The organism is Natronomonas salsuginis (assembly GCF_005239135.1).
GTDB classification, from domain to species: Archaea; Halobacteriota; Halobacteria; order Halobacteriales; family Haloarculaceae; genus Natronomonas; species Natronomonas salsuginis.
Window position 1 is genome coordinate 73167 of sequence record NZ_QKNX01000003.1, and the last position, 26494, is coordinate 99660.

At 69.6% G+C, this 26494-nt stretch carries 28 protein-coding genes; 7 read left to right on the forward strand and 21 right to left on the reverse strand.

The annotated features are described in order from the left end of the window. Positions 1-867 carry a phosphate ABC transporter ATP-binding protein PstB gene (pstB, locus tag DM868_RS08680; protein WP_137276489.1) on the forward strand — a complete coding sequence of 289 codons (867 nt, stop codon included), beginning with the start codon at positions 1-3 and terminating at the stop codon, positions 865-867. A 215-nt stretch (positions 868-1082) separates the two neighbouring features. Here the strand turns inward: pstB and fer are convergent, their stop codons facing one another. Then, positions 1083-1472 (reverse strand): ferredoxin Fer, encoded by a 390-nt coding sequence (fer, locus tag DM868_RS08685; RefSeq protein WP_137276490.1) that lies wholly within the window; start codon positions 1470-1472, stop codon positions 1083-1085. A 170-nt stretch (positions 1473-1642) separates the two neighbouring features. Here fer and hisA point away from each other — a divergent pair, with 170 nt between their 5' ends. Continuing rightward, the gene (gene hisA, locus DM868_RS08690) at positions 1643-2359 is read left to right on the forward strand and encodes a 1-(5-phosphoribosyl)-5-[(5-phosphoribosylamino)methylideneamino]imidazole-4-carboxamide isomerase (protein ID WP_137276491.1); all 717 of its coding nucleotides are present in this window, start codon (positions 1643-1645) and stop codon (positions 2357-2359) included. 248 nt (positions 2360-2607) lie between these two features. Here hisA and DM868_RS15100 read toward each other — a convergent pair whose 3' ends face one another. From DM868_RS15100 to DM868_RS08700, 3 genes are all read right to left on the reverse strand, one after another. After that, positions 2608-2781 carry a hypothetical protein gene (locus tag DM868_RS15100; protein WP_170964466.1) on the reverse strand — a complete coding sequence of 58 codons (174 nt, stop codon included), beginning with the start codon at positions 2779-2781 and terminating at the stop codon, positions 2608-2610. 143 nt (positions 2782-2924) lie between these two features. Then, on the reverse strand, positions 2925-4220 hold the full coding sequence (locus DM868_RS08695; RefSeq protein WP_137276492.1) for a cobyrinic acid a,c-diamide synthase: 1296 nt from the start codon (positions 4218-4220) through the stop codon (positions 2925-2927). Next, positions 4217-5263, reverse strand: a complete 1047-nt coding sequence (locus DM868_RS08700; protein WP_137276493.1) for a nicotinate-nucleotide--dimethylbenzimidazole phosphoribosyltransferase — start codon at positions 5261-5263, stop codon at positions 4217-4219. Before DM868_RS08700 ends, DM868_RS08695 begins: the two co-directional genes overlap by 4 nt. Positions 5264-5387: 124 nt before the next feature. Between DM868_RS08700 and DM868_RS08705 the strand changes: the two genes are divergently transcribed. After that, positions 5388-6125, forward strand: a complete 738-nt coding sequence (locus tag DM868_RS08705; RefSeq protein ID WP_137276494.1) for a CbiX/SirB N-terminal domain-containing protein — start codon at positions 5388-5390, stop codon at positions 6123-6125. 3 nt (positions 6126-6128) lie between these two features. Here the strand turns inward: DM868_RS08705 and DM868_RS08710 are convergent, their stop codons facing one another. The 5 genes from DM868_RS08710 to cobN all read right to left on the reverse strand — a co-directional run bounded on the left by DM868_RS08710 (position 6129) and on the right by cobN (position 12890). Then, complete coding sequence (locus tag DM868_RS08710; RefSeq protein ID WP_137276495.1) at positions 6129-6578, reverse strand: hypothetical protein; 450 nt, start codon at positions 6576-6578, stop codon at positions 6129-6131. 154 nt (positions 6579-6732) lie between these two features. Next, a complete protein-coding gene (locus DM868_RS08715; RefSeq protein ID WP_137276496.1) occupies positions 6733-7518 on the reverse strand; it encodes a helix-turn-helix transcriptional regulator in 786 nt (261 codons plus the stop codon). Between the two features lie 62 nt (positions 7519-7580). Continuing rightward, positions 7581-8324 carry a cobalt-precorrin-7 (C(5))-methyltransferase gene (locus tag DM868_RS08720; protein WP_137276497.1) on the reverse strand — a complete coding sequence of 248 codons (744 nt, stop codon included), beginning with the start codon at positions 8322-8324 and terminating at the stop codon, positions 7581-7583. Further along, entirely contained in the window at positions 8321-9022 is a 702-nt protein-coding gene (locus tag DM868_RS08725) for a precorrin-8X methylmutase (RefSeq protein ID WP_137276498.1), read from the reverse strand. The genes DM868_RS08720 and DM868_RS08725 overlap by 4 nt, the downstream gene beginning before the upstream one ends. Continuing rightward, positions 9015-12890 (reverse strand): cobaltochelatase subunit CobN, encoded by a 3876-nt coding sequence (gene cobN / locus DM868_RS08730; RefSeq protein ID WP_137276499.1) that lies wholly within the window; start codon positions 12888-12890, stop codon positions 9015-9017. Before cobN ends, DM868_RS08725 begins: the two co-directional genes overlap by 8 nt. 31 nt (positions 12891-12921) lie before the next feature. Here cobN and DM868_RS08735 point away from each other — a divergent pair, with 31 nt between their 5' ends. Genes DM868_RS08735 through DM868_RS08750 form a run of 4 tightly spaced genes read left to right on the forward strand, consistent with a single transcriptional unit; the run spans position 12922 to position 16345 of the window. Continuing rightward, on the forward strand, positions 12922-15000 hold the full coding sequence (locus tag DM868_RS08735; RefSeq protein WP_137276500.1) for a VWA domain-containing protein: 2079 nt from the start codon (positions 12922-12924) through the stop codon (positions 14998-15000). A 60-nt stretch (positions 15001-15060) separates the two neighbouring features. Further along, positions 15061-15246, forward strand: a complete 186-nt coding sequence (locus DM868_RS08740) for a CbtB domain-containing protein (protein ID WP_137276501.1) — start codon at positions 15061-15063, stop codon at positions 15244-15246. 3 nt (positions 15247-15249) lie between these two features. Next, on the forward strand, positions 15250-16014 hold the full coding sequence (locus DM868_RS08745; protein ID WP_137276502.1) for a CbtA family protein: 765 nt from the start codon (positions 15250-15252) through the stop codon (positions 16012-16014). 7 nt (positions 16015-16021) lie between these two features. Beyond that, entirely contained in the window at positions 16022-16345 is a 324-nt protein-coding gene (locus DM868_RS08750; protein WP_137276503.1) for a (2Fe-2S) ferredoxin domain-containing protein, read from the forward strand. Here DM868_RS08750 and DM868_RS08755 read toward each other — a convergent pair. The 12 genes from DM868_RS08755 to cbiT form a co-directional block, all read right to left on the reverse strand. Continuing rightward, positions 16342-17154: a hypothetical protein gene (locus tag DM868_RS08755; protein ID WP_137276504.1), complete on the reverse strand. Its 813-nt coding sequence runs from the start codon at positions 17152-17154 to the stop codon at positions 16342-16344. The genes DM868_RS08750 and DM868_RS08755 overlap by 4 nt on opposite strands. A gap of 52 nt (positions 17155-17206) precedes the next feature. After that, the gene (locus tag DM868_RS08760) at positions 17207-18406 is read right to left on the reverse strand and encodes an outer membrane protein assembly factor BamB family protein (protein ID WP_137276505.1); all 1200 of its coding nucleotides are present in this window, start codon (positions 18404-18406) and stop codon (positions 17207-17209) included. Beyond that, positions 18399-18770 carry a DUF3209 family protein gene (locus DM868_RS08765; RefSeq protein ID WP_137276506.1) on the reverse strand — a complete coding sequence of 124 codons (372 nt, stop codon included), beginning with the start codon at positions 18768-18770 and terminating at the stop codon, positions 18399-18401. The genes DM868_RS08760 and DM868_RS08765 overlap by 8 nt, the downstream gene beginning before the upstream one ends. 10 nt (positions 18771-18780) lie before the next feature. Further along, complete coding sequence (locus tag DM868_RS08770) at positions 18781-19968, reverse strand: CbiX/SirB N-terminal domain-containing protein (RefSeq protein ID WP_137276507.1); 1188 nt, start codon at positions 19966-19968, stop codon at positions 18781-18783. Further along, positions 19968-20657, reverse strand: coding sequence for a cobalamin biosynthesis protein (locus tag DM868_RS08775; protein WP_137276811.1), 690 nt, complete (start codon positions 20655-20657; stop codon positions 19968-19970). Before DM868_RS08775 ends, DM868_RS08770 begins: the two co-directional genes overlap by 1 nt. A gap of 227 nt (positions 20658-20884) precedes the next feature. Next, positions 20885-21118 (reverse strand): ferredoxin, encoded by a 234-nt coding sequence (locus tag DM868_RS08780; RefSeq protein ID WP_137276508.1) that lies wholly within the window; start codon positions 21116-21118, stop codon positions 20885-20887. 2 nt (positions 21119-21120) lie between these two features. Further along, positions 21121-22092, reverse strand: a complete 972-nt coding sequence (gene cobJ, locus DM868_RS08785; protein WP_137276509.1) for a precorrin-3B C(17)-methyltransferase — start codon at positions 22090-22092, stop codon at positions 21121-21123. A 1-nt stretch (position 22093) separates the two neighbouring features. Further along, a complete protein-coding gene (locus tag DM868_RS08790; protein WP_137276510.1) occupies positions 22094-23077 on the reverse strand; it encodes a precorrin-3B C(17)-methyltransferase in 984 nt (327 codons plus the stop codon). Next, positions 23074-24054, reverse strand: coding sequence for a cobalt-precorrin 5A hydrolase (gene cbiG / locus DM868_RS08795; protein WP_137276511.1), 981 nt, complete (start codon positions 24052-24054; stop codon positions 23074-23076). Before cbiG ends, DM868_RS08790 begins: the two co-directional genes overlap by 4 nt. Positions 24055-24057: 3 nt before the next feature. After that, positions 24058-24939 carry a cobalt-precorrin-4/precorrin-4 C(11)-methyltransferase gene (locus DM868_RS08800; RefSeq protein WP_137276512.1) on the reverse strand — a complete coding sequence of 294 codons (882 nt, stop codon included), beginning with the start codon at positions 24937-24939 and terminating at the stop codon, positions 24058-24060. Then, the gene (locus tag DM868_RS08805; RefSeq protein WP_137276513.1) at positions 24936-25778 is read right to left on the reverse strand and encodes a cobalt-factor II C(20)-methyltransferase; all 843 of its coding nucleotides are present in this window, start codon (positions 25776-25778) and stop codon (positions 24936-24938) included. The genes DM868_RS08800 and DM868_RS08805 overlap by 4 nt, the downstream gene beginning before the upstream one ends. Beyond that, on the reverse strand, positions 25775-26314 hold the full coding sequence (gene cbiT / locus DM868_RS08810) for a precorrin-6Y C5,15-methyltransferase (decarboxylating) subunit CbiT (protein WP_137276514.1): 540 nt from the start codon (positions 26312-26314) through the stop codon (positions 25775-25777). The genes DM868_RS08805 and cbiT overlap by 4 nt, the downstream gene beginning before the upstream one ends. Positions 26315-26494: the final 180 nt, after the last annotated feature.

A 26494-nucleotide genomic window follows, 5' to 3' on the forward strand; every position in this document is an offset into this window, starting at 1 on the left:
ATGGCAAACAACGAACTCACTGCGACCGGTTCGGAGACGGACACGGACGCAGAGACGGACGCGAACCGACTGATAACGACGGCGGTCGAAGCCGAGACCACCGAACGCACTGGGGTGTCCGAGACGGTCATCGAGACCCGTGATCTCGACGTGTACTACGGGGACGAGCAGGCGCTCGATAGCGTCTCGATCGAGATTCCGGAGCACGGCGTGACGGCGCTGATCGGCCCCTCCGGCTGCGGCAAGTCGACGTTCCTGCGGTGTATCAACCGGATGAACGATCTGATCGACGCCTGTCGCGTCGAAGGCGAGGTCGTCTTCAAGCGCAAGAACGTCTACGACGACGACGTCGATCCGGTCGCCCTGCGGCGGACGATCGGCCAGGTGTTCCAGAAGCCGAACCCGTTTCCGAAGTCGATTCGCGAGAACGTCACGTACGGCCTCGAAGTGCAGGGCAAATCAGCCACCGACGAGGATGTCGAGCGCGCGCTCAAGGGCGCGGCGCTGTGGGACGAGGTCAAAGACCAACTCGATTCGTCGGGGCTCGACCTCTCCGGGGGTCAACAACAGCGACTCTGTATCGCCCGCGCGATCGCCCCCGACCCGGAGGTCATCCTCATGGACGAGCCCACGTCGGCGCTCGACCCGGTGGCCGCCTCGAAGATCGAGGATCTGATCGACGACCTCGCCGAGGAGTACACCGTCGTCATCGTCACCCACAACATGCAGCAGGCAGCGCGAATCTCGGATAAGACCGCCGTCTTTCTCACCGGCGGCGAACTCGTCGAGTTCGACGAGACCGCCACGATCTTCGAGAACCCGAGCGACAGCCGCGTCGAGGACTACATCACCGGCAAGTTCGGATAGCGCGGCTCGGTCGGTGAGTCGGCGCTTCGACCTCGTTCGACCGGATCGGCTTTCGGATGTTTTCGCGGTAGAATCGTTCACGACCGCTCGAAGCACCGTTTTTCCAGCGGCGTACCCCGACGGTTCGGTGTCAGTACTCGCGGCAGGAGAACGCGGAGAAAACGTCGGATCGCCCGGAAGCCGCGGTAGCGGCGGCGAACACGTCGCGTCGATCCTCAGATGACGCGGTTCTGCAGGTAGTCGAGGTGTTTCGCGTTGTAGACGATCTGAACCTCGTCGGCGGCGGGGCTGCCGATGCAGGTCAGTCGGACCATCTTCTCTTCGACTTCCTCGTCGGAGAGGATCTGCTGCATGTCCATGTCGATCTCACCCTCTTTGACGATGGCGGCGCAGTTCGCACACGCGCCGGCGCGGCACGAAAACGGCCAGTCGAAGCCCTGGGCTTCGGCGGCTTCGAGGATGTACTCGCCCTCGGCGACCTCAAGCGAGCCGTGGTCCTCGTCGCTGAGACCGGCGTCGGCCGCGTTGTCGAAGAGGTCGTCGTCGTCCATGTCCCAGCCGTTGTCGTCCAGCACTTCGTAATTGAGGTATTCTACAGTGGGCATCACTACGGAGTTTAACGCTCGGGTATGTTGAACCTTGCTGTTATTTCCGGCCTGCGGACCGACCCCAACGATTGTCCGATTCGTACCGGCACGCGGCGGGACGCCGAAACGGGCCGAAGCCGACGCGACCGACGGATACGCTTTTGTCCCCTCGGCGCGCCCGCGTAGCTGTGTTCCCCTCTTTCGAAGTCGTCCCAGCCGTCGACATGCAGGACGGACAGGTGGTCCAGCTCGTCGGCGGCGAGCGCGGGACGGGCAAGCGGTACGGCGATCCGGTCGAGGCGGCCGAGCGGTGGGTCGACGCCGGCGCGAACACCCTCCACCTCGTCGACCTCGACGGGGCCTTCGAGGGCGAACGGGCGAACGCCGCCGCCGTCGAGGCGATCGTCGAGTCGGTCGACGTGGCTCTCCAACTCGGCGGCGGCATTCGAACCGCTGGGGACGCGGTCGGGCTCCTCGAGGCGGGCGTCGACCGTGTCATCCTCGGGACGGCGGCCGTCGAGAACCCCGAGATCGTCGCCGAGATCAGCGAGACGCATCCGGGGACGGTGATGGTGAGCCTCGACGCGAAGGACGGCGAGGTCGTCGTCTCCGGATGGACCGAGGGGACCGGGCTCGATCCCGCCGAGGCCGCCGCGCGCTACGAGGCAGCGGGGGCGGGCGCGATCCTCTTTACCGACGTCGACGTGGAGGGGCAACTCGAGGGCGTCCGCCGCGAGCCAGTCGAGCGCGTCGTCGAGGCGGTCGACATCCCGGTCGTCGCGAGCGGGGGCGTCTCGACGCTCGACGACGTGCGGGCGCTCAGAGAGGTCGGGGCCGCCGCGGTCGTCGTCGGAACGGCGCTGTACGAGGGGCGGTTCACGCTCGACGCGGCGATGCGGGCGTGAGAAGGGAGAGATCCTGACGGCGGCGGTTCGTGCGAATCGTCGGCGACGGGATCACTCCGCGACTACGTCGGGATCGAGGGGCCTGGCGTCGGCGCGATACCGCTCGTGGAGCGATTCGACCCACTCGCGGGCCGCCAGGGAGTCGGGATCGATCAGCGCGTTGACCGTCCCACGTTCTCGCTTCTAAAAGAATCGCAGGAGGTGACCGATCGGTCGACGTGCGGATCGTCACCCACGCGGCGGCGAGATCACGCGGCCGTCTCCACGGCGCTACCGAGCTTCGGGTAGCGTTCGTTTAAATAGTCGCGCAGGAGGACGAACCCCACGACGGCGACCGCAGCGAACAGCAGCCCGCCGACCGGGCCGAATCGCTTCGCGCTGAGTTTCCAGGCCGACCAGGCGACGCCGAGCAGTTCGAGCATGCCGCGGCGTTCGGGACGACGACGTAAAAGGAGCGGCGACAGCGACGCTGACAGTCTGTCCGTCCGACACGTTGGGGTTTATAAGCTGATTTCGGCGGTTTCGACGCTATTTATAAGGACGAAACGCCACCGTCCCGGACCATTTATAAACGGTCGACGAACCGGTCGAACGCGCCCGAGTCGGCGTGGACGTGCGCGTAGGTGCCGAGCGTCCGGTACTCGGAGAGCCCCTCCTTCCCGTCGGCGATCCCGTCGCCGCGCTCGACGTCGAAGGCGAAGGTCGCGTCGGCGGCCACGTCGGCCGCCGAGTAGTGGAACTCGTGGCCGCGGATCGTCTCGCCCGCCTCGGCGGTGAGCGCGTCGTCGCGGGCGCGCAGTTCGACGTGGTCGAGCGCCTGGTAGCGGTCGCACATCCGCACGTCGGCGGGGAGGACGCCGGCCATCCGATGCGTCTCGCCGTCGGCGTCGGTCAGCGTCTCGGCGAGCGCCATCAGCCCACCGCACTCGCCCAGGATGGGAAGGCCGTCGGCGGCGCGCTCGCCCAGTTCGTCGAGGGTGCCGCCCGATTCCAGCGCCGAGCCGTGGAGTTCGGGATAGCCGCCGGGGAGGTAGACGCCGTCGCAGTCCGGCAGCGGATCGCCGGCGACAGGCGAGAACGTGAGGACCGAGGCGCGCTCCGCGAGCCGTTCGACGGTCGCGGGATATTTAAAACAGAACGCGCTGTCGTCGGCCACGGCGACCGTCGCGTCCGTTTTTGCTCCCGAGGGTTCGGGCTCGGGGCGTGGCGGCTCTCGGGCGAGGTCGACCAGCCGTTCGATCTCGAGGTGCTCGCTCGCCTCCCGGAGCGTCTCGGGCTCGATCGGGGCCTCCCCGCCCATGTGGAGGCCGAGGTGTCGGTCGGGGATTTCGAGCCCCGACAACGGCGGGATGCGGCCGAGATACGCGAGACCCTCAGGCAACGCATCGCGGATCCCCTCGGCGTGACGGCCGCCGTGGGCGCGCTGGGCGATGACGCCGACGACGTCGATCTCCCGTCCGGCCACCGCGGCGTACTCCCGGAAACCGAGCGCCGAGGCGGCGACGCTCTCCATACCCGCCTTCGCGTCGACAACGAGCACCACGGGGAGGTCGAGCGTCTCGGCGATGTACGCCGTCGAGTTCGTCCCGTCGTACAGCCCCATCATCCCCTCGACGACGCAGACGTCGCCCGACCCGCGCCAGTAGTTGCGCAGACAGCCGTCCTCGCCGGAGAGCCACGGATCGAGGCTCCGGGAGGGGCGGTCGCAGACGGCGGCGTGGTGGCTGGGATCGATGAAGTCCGGGCCGCCCTTGGCGGGCTGTGGTTCGTAGCCTGCCGTCTTCAGTCCCTCGAAGAGGGCGATCGAGGCGACCGTCTTGCCGACGCCGGAGGACGTGCCCGCGAGGACGACACCCCTCACGGCGCGGGCACCTCGCGGTCGGCCTCGGCGAGGAGGCGATCGTACACCTCGCGGATCCCCTCGCGGATCTCGGCCATCGGCACCGCGGCCCGGTCGGCGAGCGCGAGCGCGCCGCCCATCCCGACCCCTTCCTTCGCCTCGCCCGCGTTGTAGGCGGCCATCGCGGGGTGGTCGTCGGTGAAGCCGGGATCGGTGACGGTGAGGTCGAGATCGAGCTCGGAGGCGGCCCGGTCGAGGTCGATCGAGGAGTCTTCGGCAACGAAGGAGGTCGTCGCGAGCGACAGCGAGCCCCCGTACCCGCCGTGGCGGAGGCAGGCGGCGGCGGCGACGAGTTGGGTCCCGCCCGCGAGCGTCACCGCGGTGTCGGTTTCGAGCGCGCCCGCGGCGAGGCCGGCGACGACGGCGAGGGCGGGGTCGCCGGCCCGACGCAACGCGACAGTCGGTTCGCCGGCCGCGTCGCCGGGCGAGAGCGCCGACGAGCCGAGCGCCTCGGCGACGACCTCCCGTTTCAGTTCGAGGGGGTTCTCCGGGAGCGACGAGGAGACCGCGCCGTCGACGACCTCGTCGTCGGGACCCAACACGTCGGCCTCTCCAAGCGCGGTCAGCACGCCGAGGGCCGTCGTCGTCCCACCGGGGACCGTTTCGGCCAGAAACAGCTCGTCGTCGGGGAGCTGTCGGCCGAACTGCCGCGCCGCGGCGAACGCACCGGGTGCGGAGGGGACTGGGTCGCGCTCTCTGATGTCGCCACCGGAGTGTGCGCCGACGGTGACCGTCGGCGCGCCGGTCGGTTCGGCTAAGCCGGCGTCAACGACCGTCGTGTCGAGGCCGAGCCGTTCGACGACGGCGCGCGTGACGACAGCTGGCGTCGGACAGCCGGTCGGCGAGACGGGGACGACCGGCGACCGGACCGGCCGGCCGTAGGTCAGGATCTCGCTGTCGGCGCTGGGCGTGTGAACCATCAGTTCGGGATCGGCACCGGCCGCGCTAATTTCGTCGATCTGGGCGGTCCGGGTCGTCCCGGCGCAGAGCACGAATCGAGTCATTGGGATTGCTTTCGTACAAGCAGACTTGAATCCCCGGAATCTCCCGAAAGCTATTTGTCGGATGGGCCCACACGGTCGAACAAGCATAGTTGGGCTAAATAAAGTTTAGTTTAATTAAAGGTCAATGACAGACACACTCGTGCTCGTCGGCAGACGCCACACAGAGCGTGCGTCGAGACGGCACGCCGAGCGGCTTCGGGATCGGGCGGTCGCCGACCGCGTGGTCGTCGCGACCTACGAAAACGAGCCGACGGAGCTCGCGGAGAGCGCGGCGATTCGGACGTCGAGAGTCGATGCCGGAGACGACACGTACGTCGTGCCGATGGCACCCGCGCCCGACCACGACACGACGCGGGCGATCCCCGGGGCGCTCCCCAGAGCTCACCACTGCGAGCCGGTCGGGACGAGCCCAGCTATCGTTCGGGGCCTCGCCGACAGGGCCGAAGCGGTGGTCACCCCCGGCGAGGAGGCGTCGCTGGCGCTCGTCGCCTTCGGCGAGACGGCCGGGTCGAAATCGCACGCGACGACCGAAGAACAGGCGACCAGGCTCCGCGAGACGACCACCTACGGCGAGGTCGCGACGGCGTATCTGGTGCAGAACCCCGCCGTCGAGTGCCTTCGGTACAATCTCTCGGGCGACCGCACCGTCGTCGTTCCTTTCTTCCTCGCCGCCTGCGAGGAGAGCGAGCGCGCGATCCCCGAGAAGCTCGAACTCGATCGTGGCGGCCTCGCGTACGCCGATCCGCTCGGCACCCACGAAGCCGTCACCGACGCCATCGAAGCAGAGTTCGCGAAGGCGCGCGCGCTCGGCTCCGGAACCGCCACGGTCCGTCCCGTCGCGACCGACGGTCGCGGGCACTGACGCTCAGCCGCCGCCGAGCGTCACCGAGACGCGTCTTCCCTCGTGACCGATGTAGTATCCCGGCGGGTTGCCGGCGTAATACCGTTGGACGTCCTCGGTGAGCGCCTCGAACGCTGCCGCGTCCGCCGCCGAGATCGACCGGTAGACGACCTCGAAGGACTCCGTGACCTCGACGACCACCGCGACGAGTGCATCGAGCTCCGCCACGGCCGGCTCGTCCGTCGAGAGGACCGGTTCGAGATCGTCGACCTCGACCGGCGCGGCCCGAAAGTGGTAGCTCGCCGGAGAGGAATCGGTCGGCGTCGGCTGGTCCTCCGGATCGGTTCCGCCAGTCCCGCCCTCCCGGTCTCCCGGCGGGTCGGTCGGCGCACCTTCGTCACCGAGCCCGACGCAGCCGGCGCTCGCGGCGAGCGCGCTCGTCGCTCCGAGTACGAGTGTCCGTCTGGTTACCATGCGCGTTCGAGCGACGGTTAGACAGCAAAAGGCTTGACAGTGCCGTTCGCGCGATCGGCACATCCCTCCCCGCCCCGACATGCCGATCAGGATCCGCGAGCGTATAGTGACACCCGCTGGCAGCCACGACACGGCGTGTCGAGTGTAAAAGCCATTAGCACTTGGTGATCGGGGTCGCCCCGGCCCGATACTCGTCGAGGCGGGAGTCGACCCACTCGCGGAACTCGGGGCGTGTACTCTCGACGAGCGCGTACGGGCGGTCGTCGACCTGGACGCCGACGACGGCCGTTCCGTCCATAACGCCGAGCACGAACGAGAACGACGCCGAGGAGACGTAGAGATCGACCGCCCCGGACGCCTGGATCGTCCGCTGAGCCTCGGCGTACTCCGGGTGTGATGCGGCGTCGTCGAGCGCCGGGGCCGGGAGAACGGCCTCGAATTCGAACCCCTCCTCAGCCTCGACCCGCTCGGCGAGTTGGCCGAGACTCTTGGCCCCGACCGTCGGGGCCAGTTCTCGGACCCGCGTCGCCTCCGCCCGCAGTTGGAGCATCCGATCGAGGATGGCGTACGGACTGGACTCGGTCGCGACGATCAGCTCCGCACCCCTGAGCAGTTCGGGGTCGAGTGCGAGCCGATCGGCGTCGAGATGTCGGAGGAGCAGTCGGTACCGGTCGGCGAGCCCGGCGGTCTCTCGGTAGCCGTTGTATGCACGCGCGATCGCGATCCCGAACGCCGAGAGCGCGTATCCCGAGTCGCGCTCGCGGAGGTACCCGCGCTCGGAGAGGGTCCCCACGATACGGGTGATCGTCCGCCTCGACGCGCCGAGGCGGCCCTCAAGTTCGTATCGGTCGAGCGGGGCCGCGTCGTCGAGCGCCGAAAGCACCTCGATCCGGTTGTCGGATCGCAGTAGAAAGGCGAGTTCCTCGTCGATCCCGTCCATACCGTTCGTATATGATAGCGGGGAGAAAATTGTTGCGGACCGACAACTTTCGCGGACGGCGGCTACCGCCGAACGGCGAGCACGGACAGATCGGAGAAGGCGGTGCCCTCCTCCGAGTCGACATCGGCGGCCAGCTCCGACAGCGACGCGCGTGTGATCGCCTCGTCGTCGTGGGTCAGTCGCTCGCAGACGAGGGCCTCGCAGTCAGGCGCGCCCGATTCGAGCAGCCGGTGGGCGATCCGCTCGGGCATCCAATCGAACGGGCGCGGCAACACGAGCAGGTGTCTGTCGCCGGCGTCGCGTTCGAGGCGTTCGAGATCGGCCTCGATCGGCCCGCTCTTGTGGAGGGTGACGAACGTCGTCTCCTCCATCGGCGTCCGGGCGCGCGAGGCGGCAATCTGCAGCGAGGAGATCCCCGGGATCACCCGTACTGGCGCGTCGACCGCCGATTCGACCTTACCGACGAACTGGTAGCCCGAGTGGTTCGGATCGCCCATCAGGACGGCCGTCCCGCGCGCGCCCTCGGCGACCCGGTCGGCGAACTCAGCGAGTACCTCGGGTTCGTCCCTGTAGCCGCAGGTCAGCGCCTCGCCTGTGATTTCGTCCTGGACGAAGTCGACGACCGTCTCGAAGCCGACGACCACGTCCGCCTCGCGGATCGCGCGCGCACCGCGCGGGGTGAGGTATTCGAGGTTGCCGGGGCCGATCCCGACGGCGTGGACGGGCGCGTCGTCGGTCGGATCGGGTTCGGGGCGACGCGCAGCGAACGCACCCGGGTCGTCGGGGAAGTCGACGGCGTCGGTCATTCGTCCAGCACCACGTCACCGTTTCGGGCGTCGCTCGCGACGTGGATCAGCTCGTTCGTCAGCCCCGCGGCGAGCCCGCTCCCGCCGCGGCGGCCGACGTTGGTGATCGCCGGGACGCCGTGGTCGGCACACACCTCGCGGATCCGCTCGCGGCTCTCGGCGGCCTTGACGAAGCCGACCGGGGTGGCGACGACGACCGCCGGCCGGGTGCCCTGTTCGATGCAGTCGGCGAGCGCCAGGGCGGCGGTCGGGGCGTTGCCGATCGTCGCGATCGCGTCGTCGTAGACGCCCTCGCGGTCGAGTTCGAGCACCGCGGCCGCCGTCCGCGTCATCCCCGTCTCGGCGGCCAACTCGGCACCGTTGCCGATCGCCTTGCGAACGGGGCAGTCGTGGCCCCGGCCCGTGATCCCCGCCTGCACCATCGTGATGTCGGTGACGATCGGGCGCTCGTTCGACACGGCGCGCGCGCCAGCCCGAACCGGCTCGGAGTCGTCGGTTCCGGTGAAGCGCACGAGATGCTGGAACTCCGAGTCGCCGGTCGCGTGGACGGATTTGGCCCGGATCCGATCTGCGAGCGTCTCCTGAGGCACCAGTTCGTGGACCCGGTCCATGCTCGTCTCGGCGATCTCCATCGCGTCGGCGGTCGTCGCGCCGAGGTCGGCGTACGCCTCGAACTCGTCGTCGGTCGCGTCAGTCATCGCTCGTCACCTCCCCGACGACGCCGGGGTTCGACGTTCGCTCTTCGAGGTCGCCGTCTACCGAGAGGTTCAGATCGGCCAGCCGTTCCTCGGTCCCCTCGTCGGCATCCCAGAGGCCGCGATCGATCGCCTCCAACAGCGTGTCGGTGATCGACTCGAACGCCCACGGATTCACCTCGCGCATCCACGCCTGTCTGTCCTCGTCGAAGGCGTACTTCTCGGCCACGTCAGCCCACAGCGCGTCGCTCACGACGCCGGTCGTCGCGTCCCAGCCGAGCGTCACGTCGACCGTCGTCGAGAGGTCCCCCGCGCCCTTGTAGCCGTGTTCTTCCATCGAGTCGAGCCACTCGGGGTTGAGCACGCGGGCGCGCATCGCCTTGCGGACCTTCTCCTCGTTGGTGTAGACGGAGACGTTGTCAGGGTCAGAGGAGTCGCCGACGTAGGAGGCCGGCTCCTCGCCGGCCACCTCCGCGACGGCGGTGATGAAGCCGCCGTGGAAGGCGTACCAGTCCGAGGAGTCGAACTCGTCCTGCTCCATCGTGTCCTCGATCTTGACCGTCGCCTCGACGCTCCCGAGCCGTCGCCGGAAGGCCTCGTGGTCCGCCGAGACGCGACCCCGCGAGCCGAGCGCGTAGCCGCCCCACTGGACGTACACGTCGGCGAGGTCCGAGCGATCCTCCCAGTTGCCCTCGTCGACGGCCTTGTTGGTGCCCGCGCCGTAGCCGCCGGGGCGGGTGGTGAACACGCGGGGGAGGGCGGCCTCGCGGGCGTCGTCGGGGTCGAGTCCGTCTGCCTCCAGCGCCTCGGCCTCCTCGTCGACGTGTTTTTTCACATAGTTCATCTCGTGGGATTCGTCGAGGTCGACGACGGCCTCGACGGCGTCGTGGATCACACCCGCCGCCTGCGGGAAGGCGTCCCGGAAGAGCCCCGAAACGCGCGTCGTCGCGTCGACGCGGGGGCGACCGAGTTTCTCCAGCGGGATCGGTTCGACGTCGTCGATCCGGCCCGCGTCGGTCCAGACCGGCTCGACGCCCATCAGCGCGAGTACCTGCGCGATCGTCTCCCCGCGGGTTCGGACCGTCGGCGTGCCCCACGCGACGACGCCGACCTCCTCGGGATACTCGCCCTCGGCGTCGTGGTGGCGTTCGAGCGTCCCCTCGGCGACTTCCCGGCCGACCGCCCACGCCGACCGCGCCGGCACCTTCCGGGGGTCGAGCGTGTAGAAGTTCCGCCCGGTCGGCAGCAGGTCCACGCCCCCGCGCGTGGGCGCGCCGGAACCGCCCGGCGGGACGTACTCCCCGGCGAGCGCGTCGGCGGTTCGTGGGACCTCGACCTCGGCGTCGAGGACGCGGGGGGCGGCCTCCTCGCAGATGTACGCGAGCGCCTTCCGGAGGTCGTCGTGCGCGCCGCCGCGCACGCGAGCGTCGCCGAGTGGCTCGATATCGACGACGAGGAGGTTCATCGTCGTCTCGTCGTCCGGCCCGGCGTCGGGTTCGGCCTCGGGCACGTCGAAGCCGTGGTCGGCGAGCGTCCCAATCAGTTCGACGCTCAGTTCGTGTACCTCGTCGGCGGCCTGCGAATAGGTCATCCCGAGCGTCTCGTCGTACTCGCCGGGCGCGTCGAGCATGCGCTGGTAATCGACGCCCAACACGCCGGCAACCGACTCGCGCAGCGACGGCCCGCCGGGGTTTTTGAGCCGCGTGAGCGCGACGAGGTACTCGACGAGGCGATCGCCCGCGGGCGGTTCGCCCATCGTGTGCAGCCCCATCCGGATCTGGGTGGTCTTCACGTCGGTCAGATACGCGTGGACGCGCTCGACCAGTTCGTCGATCGCCACGCGGTCGCCCGCCACCTCGCCCTCCGCGAGCGTCGTCCCGGCCTCGTCGGGGCCGCGAACGTCCGCTCGTTCCGAGATCTCGCCCGCGATCCCCAACTCGACGGCGAGGTCCAACTCGTCGATCGTCTCCCGGAGGAGCCGTTCGACCGTCTCGCCGGCCTCGCCGCCGGCCTCGCGGTAGCGATCGGCGAGTTCTTCGAGCTCGGCGAGGTCGTCGTAGGTGCCCGCGTTGGCCATCGGCGGCGTGAGGTAGTCGACGACGGCGGCGTACGAGCGCCGTTTGGCCTGCGTCCCCTCGCCGGGGTTGTTGACGATGTAGGGGTAGACGTTCGGCAGGTCAGCCACGAGCGCGTCGGGGGCGCTCTCGGCGTCCAGCCCGACGGTCTTGCCCGGCAGCCACTCCAGGGAGCCGTGGGTGCCGAGGTGGACGACGGCGTCCGCGTCGAAGTCGTTTCGCAGCCACGCGTAGAAGGCGTAGTAGTCGTGCGGCGGCTGGAGGTCCGAGTCGTGGTACACTTTCGAGGGGTCCATCCCGAACCCGCGGGGCGGCTGGACCGTGACGAGGACGTTGCCGAACTCGACGCCAGGAATCGCGAAGGGTCGCTCGGGCGGGTCGCCCCACTCCTCGGTGACGTTTTCGCGGAAGCCCGCGTCAGCGTCGGCCCACCACTCGGCGTACTGCTCGGTCGACACGACGTCGACCGAGAGGTCACGAACGTCCTCCGGGGCGACCCACCGGTCGTCCAGCGTCAGCTGGGAGGTGAGCGCGTCGATCAGTTCCGCGCCGGAGTCGGGAAACCGGCCGTCAAAGCTGTACCCCCGCGTTCGCAACTCATCGAGCAGATTCACCGTCGACTCGGGCGAGTCGAGCCCGAAGGCGGTGCCGATCCCGTCGTCGCTCGGCGGGTAGTTGTGCAGGACGACGGCCACCCGCTTGTCGGCGTTCGGCGTGTGTCGAAGCGTCGCCCAGTTGACCGCGAGCGAGGCGGCGTGGCCGACGCGGTCGGCGATCGGGAAGTGCTGTTTCGGCGCGGAGCCGATCCCGGCCTCGTCGTCAGTGCGCTCCTTCCCGGAGATCGGGTGAGTGATGACGTTGCCGTCGAACTCCGGCAGGGCGACCGAGAGCGCGAGTTCGAAGCCCATCACGCCCGTGTCGCTCGACTCGTAGCGCGAGCGAGAGCGCATCGTCGTCACCGTCTGGATCACGGGCACGCCGAGGCGCTTCAAGAACACCTCCTCGGCGTCGCTGCCCTCGTCCGCGGCCTCGCGGCCGCGCTCGGCCATCGACAGCGAGAACATGAACGACGAGCAGACCGCGTCGACGATGGGGTCGCCGGCGTCGTCGGTGAGCCAGGTGTCGACGACCCACTCCGCGTCCTGCTGTTCCTCCGAGTCGGTGACCGGATTGCAGAAGACGGGCAGGGCGTTCGCACCCTCGCGTTCGATCGCTCGCACCAGCGCGTCGACGTAGCGGGTGTTCTCGTGGGTCCAGTGGGACTCGTAGAACCAGACGGCGACGGTCGGCTTGGCGTCGTCGAGCGTCGCGTACAGTTCCTCGACGGACGCCCCCGGGTGATCGGGGTGATACACCCCCTCCGTCGGCAGTGTCACGGGATCGTCGTACGCCGGGTCGGCGGGCGTGAAGCGATCCGTGAGGTACCGCACGCAGTTGGCGAGGTTCGCGCTCCCGCCGCGGTCGAGGTACTCGGAGACGGTTTCGCGAACGGTCGAGGGGACGGTCGTGTCCTCGACGGCGAAGGCGTCGCCGGTCGCCTTCACGACGACGGGGACGCCCGCTTCGTAGCAGCTATCGATCGCCCGGTCGTAGCCGGGCATGCTGTCCTCCGCGCCGTGGAGCCACAGCACGACGACGTCGCAGTCGGTCAGTTCCTCGCAGAACGCCTCGACAGACTCCGGTTCGTCGAGGTCGCTCTCGGAGCGGACGACGAGGTCTGCGTCGACCTCGCCGGCGGCACGGGCGAGCGCGCCCAGTTCGTTCTCGGTCGCGGTGTAGAGTCCGACGGTTGGCATAAGGTTCATAAACTCTGTTTGTGTTAATTCAATTGTGTTTGATTTCGCCGACGACAAAAGCGTTTCCACGCCGTTCGGCGCGGTCGTCGGACAGGAGCGGCTGAAGGAGGCGCTCCTGTGCGTCGCGACCGACGACGGCCTCGACGGGCTGCTCGTGACCGGCGAGAAGGGGACCGCCAAGTCGACGCTCGTCCGGGGGCTCGCCGATCTGCTCTCAGAACAGCGCGCGGTGGCCGACTGCCCGTACGGGTGCCCGCCGGCCGATCGCCAGCGGCAGTGCGACGAGTGCCGCGAGCGGGCGACGGTCCCCGTGGAGACGCGGGCTGTCCCGCTCGTGACGCTTCCCCTCGGGGCGACCCGGGAACGCGTCGTCGGCACGCTCTCGGTGTCGGACGCGCTCGCGGGCGAAGCGACGTTCGACCCCGGGCTGCTCGCGCGGGCGAACCGGGGGATCCTCTACGTCGACGAGGTGAACTTGCTCGACGACCACCTCGTCGACGCGCTGCTCGACGCGGCCGCCTCGGGAACCAACCGCGTCGAGCGCGACGGCGTCAGCCGTACCCATCCCGCCGAGTTCACGCTCGTCGGAACGATGAACCCCGAGGAGGGCGACCTCCGCCCCCAACTGCGGGACCGTTTCGCGCTCTCGGTCGACGTCGAGGGCGAGCGCGATGTCGAGGATCGCGTCGCCATCATCGACGGCGATCTCGGCGACGCCGAACCGGACGACGACACCGAGGCGCACCGAGAGCGGCTGCGACGCGCGCGCAACCTGCTCGACGCCGTCGAACTGACCGACGCGCACAAACGCGAGATCGCCGAGCTCTGCCTCGAAGCAGGCGTCGACGGCCACCGCGCCGACATTGCGACCGCGAGGGCGGCCCGCACGCTCGCTGCGCTCGAGGGGCGGCCGACCGTCACCGACGGCGACGTTCGGCGGGCGGCCTCGTTCGCGCTCGGTCACCGGATGCGCTCGACGCCGTTCGAGGACGCCCCCGACGCCGAGGCCGTGATCGACGACCACTTCGGGGAGCCGGACTCCGGAGACGGGTCGGAAACCGGGACGGACGACGGCGGCGAGGGGCCGACCGACGCGGAGGGTTCGGACACTGAAACTGGCCCGGACGACGAGCAGGATCGAGCGCGAGAAGAACGCGAGGGGGGCGGATCGGCGGACGAATCGGCCGAAACGTCGAATGGGGACGAAGGTCGGAAGACGGATACGACGGACAGCGAGCCAGCACCGACACCGGAAGCGGGGAGCGGGAGCGACCCCGCCGAGGCGGACGACGGAGCGTCCGAGGCTGACGATGCCGAACCGGCAACCCCCCTCGTTCCGGGGCAATCGAGGCAGCCGATCGACGGCGCGACCGCACCGGACCTCGAGACGCCATCGGTCGGAGACGGAAGCGATGGCGGGCGGGCGAAATCGAAGCGCTCCACCCGAAACGGCGGCGTTCGCGTCCGGACCGAACCGGCCGACCCGAGCGGGAGCGTCGACGCTGCCGCCTCGGTTCGCGCCGCCGCAGCCCGGGGGCGCGACCGCGTCGAGACCCGCGACCTCCGGCGGTCGGTTCGGTCCGGATCCGGGGAGGCGCTCGTCGTCTTCGCCGTCGACGCCTCGGCGTCGATGCGCCCCGCGATGGCGGCGGCGAAGGGCGTCGTCCTCGAGCTGCTGGAGGGGTCTTACACCGAGCGCGACAGCGTCGCGGTCGTCGCCTTCGCCGGGGAGGACGCGGAGGTGCTGTTGCCGCCGACCGACTCCGTCGCGCTCGCGGCGCGCCATCTCAAGACGCTACCGACGGGCGATCGGACGCCCCTCCCGGCGGGCCTGCGGACGACCGCGCGGGTGATCGACCGCGCCGAACCCGACTCGGCCGTCGCCGTGGTGGTCTCGGACGGCCGCGCCAACGCCGGGGCGAACCCGACCGCGGAGACACGCGACGCCGCCGCCGCGCTCGCCTCGACCGGCGCTCGGGTCGTCTGCGTCGAGGCCGGGGAGGGACGCGGCCTCCTCGCCGACGTCGCGAACGCGGCGGACGGATCGGTCGTCCCACTGGAGGCGCTGACTGCCGAGCGCGTCGAGCGCGAACTCGGCGGGTCGCAGTAGCCGCCGGGCGATCGAACCCGAAGTTTTACAATCTAGCTTTCAGAAGAACAAGTAGAATTTATGAACGCGAACGAAACCGTCGGGGATCGACTCGAACTCGCCCGACACGGACTGACGCCGACGCAGATCGCCACCGGCCTCGCGCTCGGGGCCGCCATCGTCTTCTTGCTCCTGTTCGTACAGGAGCCGCTCGCCCACGACTCGATGCACAACTTCCGGCACGCCGCCGGCATCACCTGCCACTGATCGATGTTCGCACGCTACCTCCGGCGGGGCGTCGCGGCCGGCGTCGCCGCTGGGATCGCCTACGCGGCGTACATGGTGTTCGTCGGGAACCCCCTCAGCGAGTACGTTCACGAGGCGGGATCCGAGGCCGGCCACGACCACGGTCACGCACACGCGCACGAAGCGGGTGGGCACGCTCACGAGGCCGGGACCGTCGTCTCGGAGACGACGGTCGCCGCCGTCAGCGCGGGCAGCGGCCTGCTGTGGGCGATACTCCTCGGCGGCGTCTTCGCCGTCGCGCTGTACTTCCTCGAACCGGCCGTTCCGGGGCCGAGCGCAGCGAAACCGTACCTGCTCGCCGCCGCCGGCTTCTTGACCGTCTCCGGCGTGCCGTGGCTCGTCCTGCCGCCGGCCGCGCCGGGGGCCGAGCACGCCTACGGGATCGACGCCCGACTCGGGATTTACGTCGGCCTCGTCGCGCTCGGTGCGATCACGGTCGCGGCCGCTGCCGCGGCGTACGAACGCGGTCGCTCCCACGGCGTCGGCGCGGGCCTCGCGGCCGGTGCGCTCCCGTTCGCGGTCGTCGTCGCCCTCTCGCTCGCGGCCCCGACGGTGACGACGCACCCGGGGCTGCCGACCGATCTCGTCTCGGCGTATCGGGCGCTCGCCGTCCTGAGCCAGGCGGCGCTGTGGCTGCTCGTCGCGGCGGCGTTCGACGCGCTCGGACGCCGGGGGACCGCGCCGACGACCGAACCGACAGGTCCAAGCGACGACGCGCTCGTTGGATGAACCGTCCGTGAAACGACGCACCGACCAGCAGACGACCCGACTCGCCGCCCACGTCTTCGTCTGCGTCAACGACCGCGACGCCGAGTACGCCTGCTGTGCGGACGCCGGCGGCGAGGAGACGACGGCGGCGGTGAAGAGGTGGCTCCGCGAGCGAGACGCCTTCTGGTCACCCGTCGGCGTCTCGACGACCGACTGCCTCGGGCTCTGTAGCGAGGCCGGTACCGCGATCACGATCCAGCCACAGAACGAGTGGTACGCCGAGGTTCGCCCCGAGGACGTGCCCGGGCTCCTGGCCGAGGCGTTCGGCCCCGACGCGGAACGGGTGCGCTAGATACCGCTCGTCGCCAGCGCGATACCGGCCACGAGCAGCAGTGCGGCTCCGAGTCCGGCGCGGCGAAACACCGCACCGCGGAGCGCGGCCAGTCTCGACTCGGGCTCGCCGAACACGAGCACGAGCGGTGACTCGTCGGTCCCCCGAACGACCGCCTCCTCTCCGGTCTCGTCGAGGTCGCCGTAGACCGCGATCTCGTCTCCTTCCTGGATGACGGTCGCCTGATACCGGTCCGGCGTCATCGAGCCGCGGTCGGGACGGCTGAACCCGAGCTCGTTCAGAATGCCGTCCTCGCCGTCGATCGCCCACCGCTCCAACCGCCGCGTCATCGGGTCGAGTCTACCGAGCGGGAGGCTCGCGTCCGGCTTGCCGACGCAGAGATACGGGGTTTCGAACGGATCGACCAGCCCGTCGAGCGTGCCGCCCTCGTCGGTGAGCCACGCGTGATCGATCCCGACGCTGTCGCCGTTCCGACGAATCGAGATCTCGCCGACTGCGAGGCCGCCGTCGGCGGTGGTCCACTGGGGTCGCGACTGGCCGACGGCGCTTACCTTCCGGCGGATGCGCCACGCCCAGAGCCCCGGCGATCCGTTTTCGTCGAACTCCGGCGGCGGCGACTGCTCGGGCGTCGCGGGCGCGTCGACGTCGAGCCGACCGCTGACGGTCGGCTCACGTCCGCGAGGGACCGCCGAAGCGGCGAGAGCGTCCCGAAACGCTACATATCGGAGATAGCGCTCGCGCGCGGCGAGTATCGCGGCGAATCCGGCGACGCCGATGACCGCCGCGAACGCGAGTGCTGCTTCTTGCATCGTACGCTACGTCGCCGGCGGGTCGTCAAATATCCCGCGGGAGCGCCGCGCGTCACTCGATGACGAGCGCGTACGCGCCGAGCGCCGCCCCGTCGCCGTCGTGGTATCGGACCGGCTCCTCGACGACGGCCGTTCGATCGCCACCGAGGGCGGCAGCCGTACAGACGCCCTCGGTATCGCGGGCGTGGCGGAGCCCGTCGGCCGCGTCGAACAGCCGAACGCCGTGGACGGCTCGGTTGCGATCCCGGAAGTGCTGGGCGACGGGCGCGAGCACCCGATCGCCATCGGTCGCGATCTCGTGACAGAAGCCGCCGACGGGGGCGCGCCAGCGTCGCTCGCCCCCGGCGGTGTAGCCGAACGCGGACTGCTCGTTCGGGTGGCGCTCGTCGGTCTCGCGGCCCGATCTCGGGAAGGAGTTGCTGGTCACGAAGACGACCCCGGATTCGCCGGCTGCGACGTGGTTCGGATACGTGTAGACCTCGTCTCCCTCGGGTTCTGGCCGCCCGAGGTCGACGCGCCAGACCGCCTCGCCGTCAAGGAGTCGGTAGCCGCGGTAGTCGGCGTGGCTCGCGACGACGAGACCGTCACCGAACGCCGCCACGTCGCCGACGCGCCGGGTCGCCGACCGGTCGGGGTCCCACGTCCACCGCGCCGCGCCCTCCGCATCGAGGACGACGAGCCCGTCGTCGTGATCGCTCGGACAGCGGTTGTACGCGACGGCGACGCCGCCGTCGAACGGGGTGACGGAGACCGGCGACGCGTCGGCGTCGTACCGCCACCGCAGTTCGCCGTCGGGGGCGAGCGCGTACACCGCGCTCTCGAAGTACCGTTCGTCGCGGCACTCGTAGCGTCTGGCGGCGACGTACGCGGTTCCGTCCGAAACGGCCGCGTCGACGACCATCGGCAGAAAAAATCGGGTGTCCTTCGCCGGCGCGCCAACGTCATCCACCGCCTCGTATCGCCAGCATTCCTCGCCATCGACGAGGAACCGAATCGCACCGCGTGTGGAGCGCTCGCCGACGAGGACGCCATCCGCGAACGGGGCGAGTGTGATCGCGCTGCCCTCGCCGTCGACGCGCCAGCGTTCCTCGCCAGCGTCGTCGAACGCCCGGACGGAACCGTCGGCGAGGCCGACGACCGGACCGCCGTCGATCAGCGCGAGGCCCGACCGCCGGCCCGCCTGTCGGGAGCCACAGGGGTCGAGGTCGCCGAGGTCGACCCGACGTTCGGGAGCGGGGACGGCGTCATCCATCGGCGGGGAAGATCTCGTGGAGCCCGTGGTGGGTCTCGCCGAGGTCGTCAAGGATCCCCTCGCCGTGGTCGAGGAGGCGGTCGAGCGCCGCCTCGGCGTCGCGAACCGCGACCAGTCGCCCCCGGAGATAATCGAAGTCGGGTGCGTCGGCGTCGGTGGCGGCGACCTCGGATTCGAGTTCGACGACGGCGGTGTCGAGGTGGCGCTTGCACGCGGCGAGCGTCTCCGCCGTCGCGAGCGCCTCGATGTGGGGGGTGGGGTCGTCCCCCAGTTCGTCGCGGGCGTGTTTCTTCGTGGCGTCGTCGCCGACGCCGAGGCTGTTCATCAGTCCGAGTCGCAGCGCTTCGATTTCGTGGCAGGTCATGGTGAGTGGGTTACAGCGTTTGATCGACCAGTCGGGAGACGATTCGGTCCTCGGCCAGCGAGGCCGCCAGCGAGTCGGCCTCGTCGGGAGCGACGCCGCCGTACCAGACGCCGTCGGGGTAGACCGCGACGTTCGGCCCCTCTCCGCAGCGGTCGAGACACGACGAGCGGGTGATCGTCACGTCGACGTCGCGGCGGTTCGCGGCCTGTCGGAGCCGCTCTAACAGCTCCGTCGCCCCCTGTCCGGCGCAGGTCCGGTTCGTGCAGACGGAGACGTGTTTGTCGGGCGCGTCGTGGACGTGCGGCTCCGCGTCGATGTCCGAGCGGTCCTCGTGGGCCGCCCGGTGCGTCATCGCGCGCAGCATGGCCCGCGCGCCGCCCGCCTCGCCCTCAAACCCCTCGAGGTCGACCTTGTACTTGCAGGTGTCACAAGACATCGACACGTCGCCGGTTCGGGCCTCTTCGAACCGATCGGCGAGCACCTCGAGGAGCCGGTCGTCGGTGCCGAGCGGCTCGCCGCAGCCGGCGACGGCGTAGGGGTAGTCCGCGTCGAACTCGGCGGTTCGCTCGCGGATCCGGTCGGTCAACACCCCGTCGCCGAGCATGTACGGGACGACGACGACCGCGTCGGGGCGGCGCTTCGAGACGGTGTGCAGCGCGTCTTCGAGGAGGGGTTCGGTCACGCCGATGAACGCGGCCTCGACGTCGAGGAAGTCGCGCCCCTCGTACAGCAGCCGCGCGAGTTTGTGGACGTCACCGTTGGAGTCGGGGTCCGAGGAGCCGCGGGCGCAGACGACCGCCACCACGTCGTCGTCGGCTCTGTCGACGCCGAGGTCGGCCTCGACCGCGGCCGCGCGGTCGTCGAGCAGTTCGACGATCGACGGGTGGACGCCAAGGTGGCGGCCGCTGTGGATCGCGAGGTCGTGCTCCGCGCGCGCCTCGTTGACGACGAGCGGCACGTCGGCCTTGACGTGGCTGGCGGCGAACAGCGACAGCGGGATCACCGTCACGTCCGAGACGGCGGGCGCGAGCGAGGCGATCGCCTCCTCGATCGACGGCTCGGCGAGTTCGATGAACCCGGCGTCGGCCGGGAGGCCGAGGCGGGCTTCGAGCCCAACCGCCAGCTCGCGAACCTGTTCGTTCGAGCGCTCCCTGCGGGAGCCGTGCCCCGCCAGCACGATCGCCTCGTCGTCCAACATTAGTACGCGTCGGCCTCCTCGATGCTCCGTCGCAGCTTGCGGCGACGAGTCGGCGCGAACAGCCCGGTCTCCGCGCAGTCGCGATACAGCCACGCGCCGACGTCCGGAGCCGCCTCGTCGTCGAGCCCGAACCAGTGACCACCCGAGGAGGTCTCGGAGATCTCGCCGTACGGGGCGTCCACGTCGGCCGAATCGAGCAGGCCGGCGATCCGTTCGAGCAGTTTGCGGTCGTCGGCGACGAAGGAGATCCCGACCGTTCCCGACGACGATTTGAAACAGACGGTGCCGCAGCCTTCGAGGAGTCCGCGCAGGAGCTGTCTGTCGTACTCGGCGAGCGCGTCGAGCCGGTAGCCGTCCGGCTGGCCCTCGAACGGCAAACCGAGCGCGGCCGCGGCCCGGTCGCCGACGGGGCCGTGAATCCGGACCGTGTAGGTGTCCTCGCTGCGGGTGATCGACGTGTCGTGGGCGTACTCGCGTTCGGTGCTCCGGTGGTTGACCGAATCGGCCCCAGCTACCGCCGCCAACCGTTCGGCGGCGATCTCGTCGTTCGTCCGGACCGTGACGCTCTCGGCGGTCACCTCGCCGTCGCCGACGGCGCGCCCCGAAAAGTACGCCGTCTCAGGGTGGGCGTCGAGCAGGTCGGTCGGCGCGTCGAGTTCGTGGCTCGCGGTTTTACCGCTCGCATCCATCGAGGATTCGCTTCGCTCATCCTCGCGACTCGCGTGTCGTCGCCCCGCTCCTCCCGCTCGCTCCTTCGAGGGCTCGCTTCGCTCGCCCTCGCGGCTCGCGTGTCGTCGCCCCGCTCCTCCCGCTCGCTCCTTCGAGGGCTCGCTTCGCTCGCCCTCGCGGCTCGCGTGTCGTCGCCCCGCTCCTCCCGCTCGCTCCTTCGAGGATTCGCTTCGCTCATCCTCGCGACTCACGATTCCGTCACCTCCCGAACGTCGATCGCGTCGAGCGGACACGCCGCGGCGGCGTCGCGCGCCTCGCCGAGGCGGTCGTCGTCGAACGTCACGCGCAGCTCGCCGTCCTCGCGGCGACCGTCCGGCAGCGTCACCAGCCCGTCGTCGGCCTCCTCGAAGCGCCCGTCGCGGACGAGACAGGCGAAGATCCCGTCGCAGGTCGTTAGATCGACCGTGATCTCGTAGGACATGGTCAGTAGTCGTACTTCGTCTCGTAGCCACGGGGAGTCACCATCCGATCCTCGAAGACGTAGGTGTCCTCGTTGCCGACGATGATCGTCGTCGTCATGTCGACGATCTCCTCCTCGCCCAGTTCCGGCAGCGTTTCGAGGTCGGTGATCATCGTCGCCTCGTCATCGCGGGACGCGCCGTGGACGACCCCGACGGGCGTGTCGGGGTCGCGGTGCTCCGACAGGATCTCACAGCAGGTCTGGAAGTTCTCCCGGCGCTTTCGGCTCCAGGGGTTGTAGATCGCGATGGTGAACCCCTCGGGCGCGACGGCGTGGAGCCGCGATTCGATCTCCGCCATCGGTGTGAGGTGATCCGACAGCGACACCGAGACGGTGTCGTTGACCAGCGGCGCGCCGAGCCGCGCCCCGCAGGATTGGGCCGCGGGGACGCCGGGGACGACCTCGAAGTCGACCGCGTCGGCCGACCCGCCCTTCGATTCGAGGATCTCGAGCGCCAGCCCCGACAGCGCGTACACGTTGGGGTCACCCGAGCCGATGATCGCCACGTCGTTGCCGGCGAGCGTCCGGTCGATCGCCTCCTCGGTCCGGGAGACCTCGCCGCACATCGGCGTCGAGTAGATGTCCTCGGCGTCCTCCGTGATCTCGTCGGGCAGCAGGTCAACGTAGGTCCGATAGCCGACGATGTGCTCGGCGTCGGCGAGGGCGGCCTTCGCGCGGGCTGTCATCCCTTCCGGCTTGCCGGGGCCGAGGCCGACGGTGATCAGTTTGCCCGGGTCGGCGTCGAAGTCGTCGGCCGTCGAGCCGACCTCGGGTTCGTCGTCTGTCGACGCGCCGCAAGACGACTTCGAACCGTTCGAGTCGGAGGATGCGCCACATTTGCGCTCCGTCTCGGTCTCTGCGTCGGCCGCCGTCGCGCCGCCGCAGTTGGATGTCGATACCTCGGTCTCCGTCGTGGTGGTGTCGTCGGTGCTCATGTTAGAAGTCCTCCACCTCGCGGCCGCCGCGCGGCGTCACGAGGTACGTTCCGTAGTCGTTCGCCCACTCGTGGCTGTCCGCGGTGCCAACGAGGATCGACGTACCCATCCCCCCCACTTCGTCGGCGTGTTCGTCCGTCTCGCCGAGCGTGGTGATGGTGTGCGTCTCGTTTTCGAGATTGCGGCCGGCCTCGCCGCGGCCGGCGTCGTTGAACATGGCGACCGGCACGTCGTCGGAGCGGTGCTCGCGGATTACGTCGATCGCGCGCTCGTGGTCGCGCCAGCAGTTGTACAGGACGACGACGAACCCCGAGATCGCCGCCGCCCGCAGTTTCTCCTCGATCTCCGCCCACCCGCGCCACTTGTCGGACAGCGAGATCGTACAGAAGTCGTTCGACAGCGGCGCGCCGAGGTTGGCCGCCCCGCCCAGCGCCGCCGTCACGCCGGGGACGATCTCGATCGGGACGTCCTCGGCGGCCTCCTCGTCGGCCATCAAGAAGACGAGGTCGCTCTTGCCGTAGACGTTCGGATCGCCGCCGGAGACGTGCGCAACGTCCTGCCCGGCCCGGACGCGGTCGAACGCCTCCCGCGTCAACTCGACCTGCCGGCCCATCGAGGACCGGACGATCTCCTGTTCGGTGCCGTCGGGTCTGGTGGCGACGGTGCCGTCGGTCCAGCTCTCGGGGCGGGAGGCGGCCGCCGCGCTGCCGCCGTCGGCGGCGGCCTCCGGAGGGATCGTCCCGTCCCCCCGGAGGAACTCCTGATAGAGGTTCGAGGCGATCACGCAGTCGGCGGTCTCGATCACGTCCGTCGCCCGCTGGGTCATCGCGTGCGGCAGGCCGGGGCCGATCCCGACGACGTAGAGGGTGCCGTAGTCGTCGGGGGGTATTTCACGAGAATCCCGCTCCGCTCGATCCTGACTGCTCGCGGTTCCTTCGTCACCGCTCGCTTCCTTCGAGGACTCCCTCCGGTCGTCCTCGCTCATTTTCCCACCGCCACGGTCACGGCGTCGTCGAAGCGCTCCTTCTCGCGGAGCAGTTCGTGGTCGCGTCCGCCGGCGATGGCCGACGCCTCGGCGATCCCCGGCCAGCCGATCAGTTCCTTCGCGCGCGAAGGGGTCGGTCCCTCGTGCTCCAGAAGGGTGTCCTTCTCGAAGAGAACGACGCCCAACCCGACCTCCTGGGCGGCCTCGTAGAGGCCCTCCTCACCCTCCTTTCTGGTGGCCGTAGCGACGAACTCGACGTCTGAGACGTCGAGGTCGAGATCGTCGAGGGCGGCCCGCCAGGCCTCGATCACCTGGGCTTTCCGGACGCCGCTGACGGTGCCGGTCCCGAGGACGACCCCGTCGTCGTTGCGCTTCATCACGGTCACGTCGTCGCCGACCAACACGGCGCGCGGGCCGTCCAGACGTTCGACGACATCGAGATCGTCGTTCAGGACGGCGAGGTTCGTCGCGACCGTCGAGTCGCCGTTGATCACGTGGGCGTCGAGCGCCTTCGCCTTCGACTCGATACCCTGCTTACCTGCGGCCTCGCTCGCGGTCGTCATCGCCGGCACTGCGCCGAGTTTCGAGAGGTCGTGGGCGACCTGGTTTGCGCCGTGGTGCCCGCCCGTCAGCGGGATCGCCCACGTCAGCTCCTCGTCGATCACGACGACGGCGGGGTCGTCCCACTTGTCGTCGAGCAGGCCGGCGGTTTTTCGCATCGCGATCCCCGAGGCCATGAGGCCGACGAAGCAGTCGTACTCGCCCCAGTGCTCGGCGAAGACGTCGCCGTGGTACTCGAGGATCTCGATGGATTCGTAATCGTCGGCCAGTTCGGCTCGGATCTCTTCGGCCACCGGGAGCTTCCGCTCGAAGCTCACGATCGCGATCTCCTCGGCCACCTCGCCGTCGGAGTCGGGCGTCGAACAGTGGCCGCCCGCGTCGTCTGTGTCGGTGTCGGCGTTCGTGTCAGTGCTCATAGATCAGTCATCGGATGTGCTTTCGCTCTCGGTCTCGCCTCGGTTCGCCCAGCCGCCGTACAGGTACGATCGCTCGTAGCTCGCACCCGCCGCGGCGTCGCCGATCACCACCATCGCGGAGGCGCGGTAGCCCGCGTCGTCGACCTTCTCGCCGACGTCCGCGATCGTCCCCTCGATGACGTCCTCGTCGGGCCACGAGGCGTGGTAGACGACCGTGACCGGCGTGTCAGGGGGCGCACCCGCCGCGAGCAGTCGGTCCATCGTGTCGGCGACCGCGTGGGTGCCGAGGTAGACACAGGTCGTCACGTCGCCCATCCCGACGAACTCGGCGATGTGGTCGTCCTCAGCGTCGAGCGTCCTGCCCTGCGGGCGGGTGAACGCGACGTGGTTTGCGGTCTCGTTGAGTGTCAACTGCGTCCGGAGCGTCGCGCTCGCGGCGAACGCGGAGGTGACGCCCGGGACGAGGTAGGTCGGCACGCCCTCGTGTTCGAGGGCGTCCATCTGTTCGATGGCGGCCCCGTAGATCGCCGGGTCGCCGCTGTGGAGGCGAACGACCGCGCGCCCGTCCTCGTGGGCGTCGCGCATGAGCGGGACGAGTTCTTCGAGGTCCTTGCCGACGCTGTTGACCAACTCGGCGTCGTCGCAGTAGGCGTCGAGCAGTTCGCTGTTGACGAGCGAGCCGGCGTGCACGACGAGGTCCGCGCCTTCGAGCGCTTCCTTGCCGGCGACGGTCAACAACCGGGGGTGTCCCGGCCCCGCGCCGACGAACGGGATGCCCGGCTGCTCGTCGCCCGCCGAGTGTTCGTAGACGCGCTCGTCGCGCTCGTGGGCGTGTTTTTCCCGCTGGGCGTCGATGGCGGCCTGCGGATCGGGTGCGTCGGTCATCGGTCACCCCCGCTCCGGTAGGCTTCGCCGTCGCCCGCCGATTCGGCGGCGGCGAGCTGGTCGAGGATCGGACCGGCGGAAGACGCGTTCGCGTCCAGCGAGGATCGCGGACCTGCCGTCCGGCAAGTCCGCTCACCACCATCGGCCGTCGTCTCCTCGCCGAAGGCAGCCGTGGCGGGCGTCCTGCCCGCGTCGGGTTTCTCGGCGTAGGCGACGGTGTAGTAGTCGCGTTCGGCGAGTTCCGCGGGATCGTCGGTGACGATCGATTCGTGGCCGTGCATGAACAGCCGACGGCCGTAGGTCACCTCGTAGCCGGCCTCGACCAGCGTCTCGTGGGTCGCCGGTACGTCGGTCACCTTGAACAGGACGAGCCGGTCGGGGCCGACTGGGGCCGCCCCGCGCGCTGCCTCCCGGAGGACGAGTTCGGAACCCGCCGTGATTTCGACGCCGAACGCGGTCGCGAAGGCGGTCACCGTCGAGACGCCCGGGACAGTCTCCACGTCGACGTCGGGGTGGAACCGATCGAGCGTCCGACGCAGGTGGCCGAACGTCGAGTAGACGTTCGGATCCCCCAGCGTGACGAAGGCCGCGGTGCCGTCGCGGGCGGCGGGGGCGACTTCGCCCGCGGCCGCCTTCCACGCCCGGCGGAGTTCGTCCTCGTCGCGCGTCATCGGGAAGTCGAGGTCGCCGAGCTGATCCTCGGAGACGTACTCGGTGGCGACGCCTCGCGAGAGCCGGCCGGGGGCGTACACCACGTCCGCGTTTTCGAGCGTTTCGCGACCCTGCACGGTGATCAAGCCGGCGTCGCCGGGGCCGAGGCCGACGCCGTACAGCGTCATTTCGCCCCTCCCGAGACGACGTAGACGGGGTTGTCGGAATCGAAGCTCGTCGCGCCCGCGAGTTCGTAGCCCGTCGACACCTGCACCTGCAGGACCTCATCGAAGAGGTCGCGGGCCTTGAACGCCCGGACGGCGTCGCCCGCCACTTCGAGCCGCGAGACGTTCATCACGATGCGGTCGACGCCGATCTCGGCCGCGCGGTCGAGCACCGCCTCGTAGTTCCGCGAGCCGCCCAGAAACAGGGCATCGGCGTCGTCGGGGATCCCGTCGGGGGCCTCGGCCTCGATCAGCTCGACGCCGCCGATCCCGTTGGCCGCGAGGTTCTGTCGCGTTGTTTCGAGCCGTTTGGGCTTGCGCTCGATCGCCGTCACGCGCCCGGCGCGGCGGGCGGCCTCGATCGTCACCGCGCCCGTGCAGGAGCCGACATCGACGAAGTGGTCGTCGGGGCCGAGGTCGAGCTTCCCGAGCGTGACGGACCGGACCGCCGGTTTCGTCGGCCCGGCCTTCGCGTCGTGTGGAAGCGCTGTGCGTGCCATGGGCGTACAACTGCATCGAGCTTCAAAACAATTTTGGTTGTTTTAGAACAATTTTACTTTGGTGGAGTGAAAGTCGAGAGGTGGCTGCGGCTCGCGGCTGACGAGCGATTCCGGACGAATTTTGGAGAGAGTTCGGTGTGACTCCGAACACATCCCGGACATATCTCGGAAATTCTTCAT

What these genes read in the sequence shown, in the direction of transcription:
- DM868_RS08715 (WP_137276496.1), bottom strand. Translation starts at nt 7,518, where the DNA reads ATGGACGGGATCGACGAGGAACTCGCCTTTCTACTGCGATCCGACAAC.
- fer (WP_137276490.1), bottom strand. Translation starts at nt 1,472, where the DNA reads ATGCCCACTGTAGAATACCTCAATTACGAAGTGCTGGACGACAACGGC.
- DM868_RS08755 (WP_137276504.1), bottom strand. Translation starts at nt 17,154, where the DNA reads ATGCAAGAAGCAGCACTCGCGTTCGCGGCGGTCATCGGCGTCGCCGGA.
- DM868_RS08710 (WP_137276495.1), bottom strand. Translation starts at nt 6,578, where the DNA reads ATGGTAACCAGACGGACACTCGTACTCGGAGCGACGAGCGCGCTCGCC.
- pstB (WP_137276489.1), top strand. Translation starts at nt 1, where the DNA reads ATGGCAAACAACGAACTCACTGCGACCGGTTCGGAGACGGACACGGAC.
- DM868_RS08775 (WP_137276811.1), bottom strand. Translation starts at nt 20,657, where the DNA reads ATGGATGCGAGCGGTAAAACCGCGAGCCACGAACTCGACGCGCCGACC.
- DM868_RS08720 (WP_137276497.1), bottom strand. Translation starts at nt 8,324, where the DNA reads ATGACCGACGCCGTCGACTTCCCCGACGACCCGGGTGCGTTCGCTGCG.
- DM868_RS08760 (WP_137276505.1), bottom strand. Translation starts at nt 18,406, where the DNA reads ATGGATGACGCCGTCCCCGCTCCCGAACGTCGGGTCGACCTCGGCGAC.
- DM868_RS08780 (WP_137276508.1), bottom strand. Translation starts at nt 21,118, where the DNA reads ATGTCCTACGAGATCACGGTCGATCTAACGACCTGCGACGGGATCTTC.
- DM868_RS08725 (WP_137276498.1), bottom strand. Translation starts at nt 9,022, where the DNA reads ATGACTGACGCGACCGACGACGAGTTCGAGGCGTACGCCGACCTCGGC.
- cobN (WP_137276499.1), bottom strand. Translation starts at nt 12,890, where the DNA reads ATGCCAACCGTCGGACTCTACACCGCGACCGAGAACGAACTGGGCGCG.
- DM868_RS08740 (WP_137276501.1), top strand. Translation starts at nt 15,061, where the DNA reads ATGAACGCGAACGAAACCGTCGGGGATCGACTCGAACTCGCCCGACAC.
- DM868_RS08770 (WP_137276507.1), bottom strand. Translation starts at nt 19,968, where the DNA reads ATGTTGGACGACGAGGCGATCGTGCTGGCGGGGCACGGCTCCCGCAGG.
- cbiT (WP_137276514.1), bottom strand. Translation starts at nt 26,314, where the DNA reads ATGGCACGCACAGCGCTTCCACACGACGCGAAGGCCGGGCCGACGAAA.
- DM868_RS15100 (WP_170964466.1), bottom strand. Translation starts at nt 2,781, where the DNA reads ATGCTCGAACTGCTCGGCGTCGCCTGGTCGGCCTGGAAACTCAGCGCG.
- DM868_RS08800 (WP_137276512.1), bottom strand. Translation starts at nt 24,939, where the DNA reads ATGACCGACGCACCCGATCCGCAGGCCGCCATCGACGCCCAGCGGGAA.
- DM868_RS08745 (WP_137276502.1), top strand. Translation starts at nt 15,250, where the DNA reads ATGTTCGCACGCTACCTCCGGCGGGGCGTCGCGGCCGGCGTCGCCGCT.
- cbiG (WP_137276511.1), bottom strand. Translation starts at nt 24,054, where the DNA reads ATGAGCACTGACACGAACGCCGACACCGACACAGACGACGCGGGCGGC.
- DM868_RS08805 (WP_137276513.1), bottom strand. Translation starts at nt 25,778, where the DNA reads ATGACGCTGTACGGCGTCGGCCTCGGCCCCGGCGACGCCGGCTTGATC.
- DM868_RS08790 (WP_137276510.1), bottom strand. Translation starts at nt 23,077, where the DNA reads ATGAGCGAGGACGACCGGAGGGAGTCCTCGAAGGAAGCGAGCGGTGAC.
- DM868_RS08765 (WP_137276506.1), bottom strand. Translation starts at nt 18,770, where the DNA reads ATGACCTGCCACGAAATCGAAGCGCTGCGACTCGGACTGATGAACAGC.
- DM868_RS08700 (WP_137276493.1), bottom strand. Translation starts at nt 5,263, where the DNA reads ATGACTCGATTCGTGCTCTGCGCCGGGACGACCCGGACCGCCCAGATC.
- cobJ (WP_137276509.1), bottom strand. Translation starts at nt 22,092, where the DNA reads ATGAGCACCGACGACACCACCACGACGGAGACCGAGGTATCGACATCC.
- DM868_RS08705 (WP_137276494.1), top strand. Translation starts at nt 5,388, where the DNA reads ATGACAGACACACTCGTGCTCGTCGGCAGACGCCACACAGAGCGTGCG.